At 70.9% G+C, this 5,142-nt stretch carries 5 protein-coding genes and 1 pseudogene; 2 read left to right on the top strand and 4 right to left on the bottom strand.

Going from position 1 to position 5,142, the window contains the following annotated elements; genetic code table 11:
* Positions 1-1,466, top strand: a 1,466-nt coding sequence (locus QH283_RS04080; RefSeq protein WP_280501678.1) for a hypothetical protein, incomplete at its 5' end; no start/stop codon positions are given.
* Between the two features lie 18 nt (positions 1,467-1,484).
* Here QH283_RS04080 and QH283_RS04075 read toward each other — a convergent pair.
* The 4 genes from QH283_RS04075 to QH283_RS04060 all read right to left on the bottom strand — a co-directional run bounded on the left by QH283_RS04075 (position 1,485) and on the right by QH283_RS04060 (position 4,589).
* The gene (locus tag QH283_RS04075; RefSeq protein WP_280501677.1) at positions 1,485-2,147 is read right to left on the bottom strand and encodes a methionine ABC transporter permease; all 663 of its coding nucleotides are present in this window, start codon (positions 2,145-2,147) and stop codon (positions 1,485-1,487) included.
* Positions 2,147-3,208: a methionine ABC transporter ATP-binding protein gene (locus QH283_RS04070; protein WP_280501676.1), complete on the bottom strand. Its 1,062-nt coding sequence runs from the start codon at positions 3,206-3,208 to the stop codon at positions 2,147-2,149. The genes QH283_RS04075 and QH283_RS04070 overlap by 1 nt, the downstream gene beginning before the upstream one ends.
* Positions 3,205-4,101, bottom strand: a complete 897-nt coding sequence (locus tag QH283_RS04065; protein ID WP_414689636.1) for a MetQ/NlpA family ABC transporter substrate-binding protein — start codon at positions 4,099-4,101, stop codon at positions 3,205-3,207. Before QH283_RS04065 ends, QH283_RS04070 begins: the two co-directional genes overlap by 4 nt.
* 74 nt (positions 4,102-4,175) lie before the next feature.
* Entirely contained in the window at positions 4,176-4,589 is a 414-nt protein-coding gene (locus QH283_RS04060; protein WP_280501674.1) for a DoxX family protein, read from the bottom strand.
* Positions 4,590-4,735: 146 nt separating this feature from the next.
* On the opposite strand from QH283_RS04060, the pseudogene QH283_RS30270 reads away from it, so the two are divergent.
* Positions 4,736-4,964: pseudogene (locus tag QH283_RS30270) on the top strand (sigma factor); the annotation flags it as partial.
* Positions 4,965-5,142 lie beyond the last annotated feature (178 nt).

Raw genomic sequence — 5,142 nt, 5'->3', positions numbered from 1 at the left:
GCATGAAGCAGGCGCTGCGCGATGCCACCCCGCGGGATCTCGAGCGGGTCCGGCGGATGATGACCGACCTCAACCGGCTGCTCGCCGCCCACGCCCGCGGCGAGGACACCACCGAGCGGTTCGCCGAGTTCATGGCCGGATACGGCGAGTTCTTCCCGGAGAACCCGCGCGACGTCGAGGAACTCATCGACACGCTCGCCGAACGAGCCGCCGCCGCGCAGCGCATGATGAATTCGATGTCCCAGGAGCAGCGCGCGGAACTCGAGGCGCTCATCGACCAGGCGTTCGGCGATCCCCGGCTGGCCGAGCAGGTCGGCGCCCTCGACGCGCATCTGCGGCAGCTGCGCCCGGACGCGGACTGGGAATCCGCGCGCCGCTTCCGCGGCGACGACCCGCTCGGCATGGGCGAGGGCGCCCAGGCGCTCCAAGATCTGGCCGAGCTGGACGCGCTGGCCGAACAGCTCTCCCAGGCCTATCCGGGCGCGCAACTCGAGGACATCGACCTGGACGCGCTGGCCCGCCACCTCGGCGAGGACGCCCGCGTCGACGCGCAACGGCTGGCCGAGCTGGAACGGGAACTGCGCAGGCAGGGCATGTTCGAACGCGCACCCGACGGCTCGCTGCGCCTGACCCCGAAGGCGCTGCGCCGGCTGGGAGAGGTGGCGTTGCGCGACGTGGTCGGCCAGTTGCGGGCCCGCAAGGGCGAGCGCGACACCGCGCGGGCGGGCGCGGCGGGCGAGCCGACCGGCTCGTCGCGGCCGTGGCGGTTCGGCGACACCGAGCCCTGGGACGTCTCGCGCACGGTCCGCAACGCGGTGCTGCGGTCGGCGAGCACCGGCAGCCGCACGGTCCGGCTGGACGTGGCCGACGTGGAGATCATGGAGACCGAGCAGCGGGCCCGGGCCGCGGTCGCGCTGTGCGTCGACACCTCGTGGTCGATGGTGCAGGACGGCCGCTGGGTGCCGATGAAGCGCACCGCGCTGGCGTTGCACCAGCTGATCAGCACCCGCTTCCGCTCCGACGCGCTCGACCTGATCACCTTCGGCCGCCACGCCACCACCGTCGGCATCGCCGAGCTGACCGCGCTGGACGCGGTGTGGGAGCAGGGCACCAACCTGCACCACGCGCTGCTGCTGGCGGGCAGGCATCTGCGCAGGCATCCCGACGCGACGCCGGTGGTGCTGGTGGTGACCGACGGCGAGCCCACCGCGCACCTGGAATCCGACGGCGAGGCCTGGTTCCAGTGGCCGCCGTCGCCGCGCACCCTCGCGGTGACCATGGCCCAGGTCGACTCCCTGGCCGGGCTCGGCGCGTCGGTGTCGGTGTTCATGCTCGGCGAGGACCCCCGGCTGGCCGCCTTCGTCGACCTGGTCGCGCGCCGAAGCGGCGGCCGGGTCATCGCCCCCGATCTCGACGGGCTCGGGGCCGCGGTGGTCTCCGACTACCTGCGCGGCAGACGCAGATGAGGCCCGGTCCGCCCGGCCTCAGCGGCGCAACACCCCGCGGGCAAGCCAGTTGCCCACGAACTGCACCACCTGCACGCCCGCGATGATGATCAGCACCGCGACGAAGGTGACCTCCCAGTCGAAGCGCTGGTAGCCGTAGACCAGGGCGAAGTTGCCCAGCCCGCCGCCGCCCACGGTGCCTGCCATGGCCGACATGTCCACGATGGCGATGATCACGAAGGTGTAGCCGAGGATCAACGGGCCGAGCGCCTCCGGGATGAGCAGGGTGAGGATGATGCGCAGCGGTCCCGCGCCGACCGCCCGCGCGGCCTCGATGACGCCGGGGTCCACGGTCACCAGGTTCTGTTCGACGATGCGGGCGATACCGAAGGAGGCCGCCACGATCATCACGAAGATGGCCGCCTCGGTGCCGATGGTGGTGCCGACGACCTCCAGCGTCACCGGCCCGAGGGCGGCGAGCAGGATGATGAACGGGATCGGGCGCACGATGTTGACCGCCACGTTGAGCAGCCAGTGGATCGGGGCGTTGGCCAGCAGGCCGCCCTTGCGGGTGGTGTAGAGGGCGGTGCCGAGGAACAGCCCGATCAGCCCGCCCGCGACGAAGGTGGCCAGCACCATGTAGACGGTGGTGCCGACGGATTCGGTGAGTACCGGCCGCAGCTTGTCCCAGTCGGTGTCCATCAGGCCCCTTCGGGTCGGTTCGTCGGTGCGGGGTGGCCGGGCGCCGTGCCACGGCGGCCCTCGAACTCGGCGATCACCGCGTCGACCGCCGCCTCGGGGCCGTCGAGTGCCAGGGTGAGGCTGCCGAAGGTCTTGTCCTGCAGGGTGCTGACCCCGCCGTAGACGATCTCGAAGTGCACGCCGGCGCGGGCGGCGGTGGTCAGCGCCGCGCCGACCCGGTTGCGGTCGTCGACCTCGACGGTGACCAGCCTGCCCCGGTGCAGTTCGTCCAGCCTGCGCAGCTCGGTCTCGGCCGGGCGGTTGTGCAGCACGCTGTCCACGAACCGGCGGGCCGGCGCGGACCGCGGCGCGGCGAAGATGTCGAAGGTGCTCGCCAGCTCCACGATGCGGCCTTCGGCCAGCACCGCCACCCGGTCGGCGACCGCGCGGATCACATCCATCTCGTGGGTGATCACCACGATGGTCACGCCGAGTTCGCGATTGACCTTGCGCAGCAGTTCCAGTACCTCACCGGTGGTCTCCGGGTCGAGCGCCGAGGTGGCCTCGTCGGCCAGCAGCAGCGACGGCGAGGTGGCCAGCGCCCGTGCGATGCCAACGCGCTGCTTCTGCCCGCCGGACAGCTGGTCGGGATAGCTGCGCGCCTTGTCCGACAGCCCGACGAACCTGAGCAGTTCGGCCACCCGCGCCTTGCGTTCCGCTCTCGGCCTGCGGGCCACCTTCAGCGGGTACTCGACATTGCCGGCCACCGTGCGGGAGCGGAACAGATTGAACTGCTGGAAGATCATGCCGATGTCGCGGCGCAACCTGCGCACCTCGGACTCCGGGACGCCGGTGATGGGTGTCCCGGAGATCTCCACGGTGCCGGTGGTCGGCTTCTCCAGCGCGTTGATCAGCCGCACCAGGGTGGACTTGCCCGCGCCCGAATAGCCGATCACCCCGAGGATCTCGCCGCGCTCGATGCGCAGATCGATCTCCCGCAACGCGACGTGCTCGGCGCCGCCCGCGGTGAAGGTCTTGCCGACGCCGCGGAATTCGACCGCCGGAGTGCCGGATTCGCTCACTTGCCGTCGCGGATGGTCTGCTCCACCCGCTCCAGGATCTGCGCCAGCTCCTGGCCGCCGCGGCGGACCTGCACCGCGGTGCCCTTGGAGGACTCGGCGACCGCGGCCTGCACGGCCGGGTCGTGCCAGATCTCGACCAGCTTCAGGTAGGTCGGGTCGTTCTTGTCCTCGGCGCGGGTGACGAAGGCGTTGATGTAGGGCTCGGCGCCGGGGCTGCTCGGGTCGTCCTTGTACAGCGCCGACTGCGGGTCGATGCCGGAGCGCTCCAGGTAGGTGTTGTTGATGATCGAGCCGTCGACCGAGTTCAGCGACAGCGCGGTCTGCGCGGCGTCGACCGGGGTCACCGTCACCTTGGAGGCGCCGGTGTCGATGTCGGCGGGCGTCGGCGAGCCGGTGTCCGAGGACAGCTTCAGCAGGCCCGCCGCCTGCAACACGAACAGGGCGCGCGCCTGGTTGGACGGGTCGTTCGGGATGGCGATCTGCCCGCCCTCCGGGATGGCCTCCAGCGTGCTGTGCTTCTTCGAGTACAGGCCGAGCGGCACGATCTGCGTGGCCCCGATCGGCGTCAGGTCGGCGTCGTTGGCGACGTTGTACTCGCCGAGGAATTGCAGATGCTGGAACAGGTTGACGTCGATCTGCCGCTGCGAGAGCGCCACGTTCGGCTGGGAGTAGTCCGAATAGTGGGTGATCTGCAGGGTGATGCCCGCCTCCGCGGCCTTGTCCTCGAACACGTCCCATTCCGGGCTGCTCTCGGTGGTGCCGATGCGGACCACGCCTTCGGCCGGCTCGTCACCACCGCAGCCGGTCAGGCTCAGCGTCGCGGCGGTGACGACGGCGGCGAGGGTGAGGACCCGGGGGAATTTCACGCGTGCTCCTGAACGGTTCGACGGCATGGGGCACATCCATGCAACCGGCGGCGGCCGGTACCGACGACAGTTCGGATTGTGATGAGCGCAAACCTGGCGGATCAGGCGAAATGTGCTAGCGCGGCCACCGCGAGCAGCAGGAACGCCAGCGGGAAGGCGATGTTGTGCAGCACCCCGGTGCGGATGTGGACGGCGACAGCCACCACGAAGAAGCCCGTCAGCCCCAGCGCCGCCGCCTGTCCGATCAGCGGCACCCCGGCCAGGCCGAGCGCCAGGCCCACCACCCCGGCGCCCTCGATCACCGCCAGATACGGCAGCCACGCGTGGTCAACGCCGACCGCGGCGCAGTTGTCCAGCACGAAGCGGGCCCGTGCGGCCTTGGCGACGACCTCGAAGCCGTTGGCCAGCACACAGGCGATCGTCGCGATGAGCAGGGTGAGATCGAGCAGTGGGGCATCGAGCAGTGGAGCATCGAGCAGTGGGGCATCGAGCAAGGGAGCATCGAGCGGGGTCATCGCGACCACCGCCGCGCCGTCGAGTCGAGCGGTCGTAGCATCATGGGAGTCCTCCGATGTTCGTTCGGTTCGGTCGTTTTCTCTCTCACCCTCATGACGCCGGGGACGAAGAAAAGGGGACGCCCGCCGTGAACTCCACCGATGAAATCCTGACCAGGTTCGAGGCCGCCCGGCCCCGGCTGACCTCGCTGGCCCACCGCATCGTCGGCTCACACCACGACGCGGAGGACGCCGTGCAGTCCGCGTGGTTGCGCACCCAGCTCGCCGACCCCGCCGAGATCAACGATCCCGACGGCTGGTTCACGACCACGACCGTCCGTCTGTGCCTGGACCAGCTGCGCCGACGCCGACGCCGCGCCGAGGTCCTGCGCCCCGCCACCTAATCGCCCGGCGCGGGGACCGCCGCCGAGCTGTCCGGTGCGGCGGTCGCCGCGGAGCTCTCGGGTGCGGCGGTCGCCGCGGAGCTCTCGGGTGCGGCGGTCGCCGCCGAAGAGGAGTTCCTGCGGCGTGAGGAGGTCTCCCGCGCCCTGCTCGTCCTGCTCGACCGGCTCTC

The sequence above is a fragment of the Nocardia farcinica genome (assembly GCF_029867845.1).
Lineage (GTDB): Bacteria > Actinomycetota > Actinomycetes > Mycobacteriales > Mycobacteriaceae > Nocardia > Nocardia farcinica_A.
This window is presented reverse-complemented; position numbering and strand designations above follow the sequence as displayed.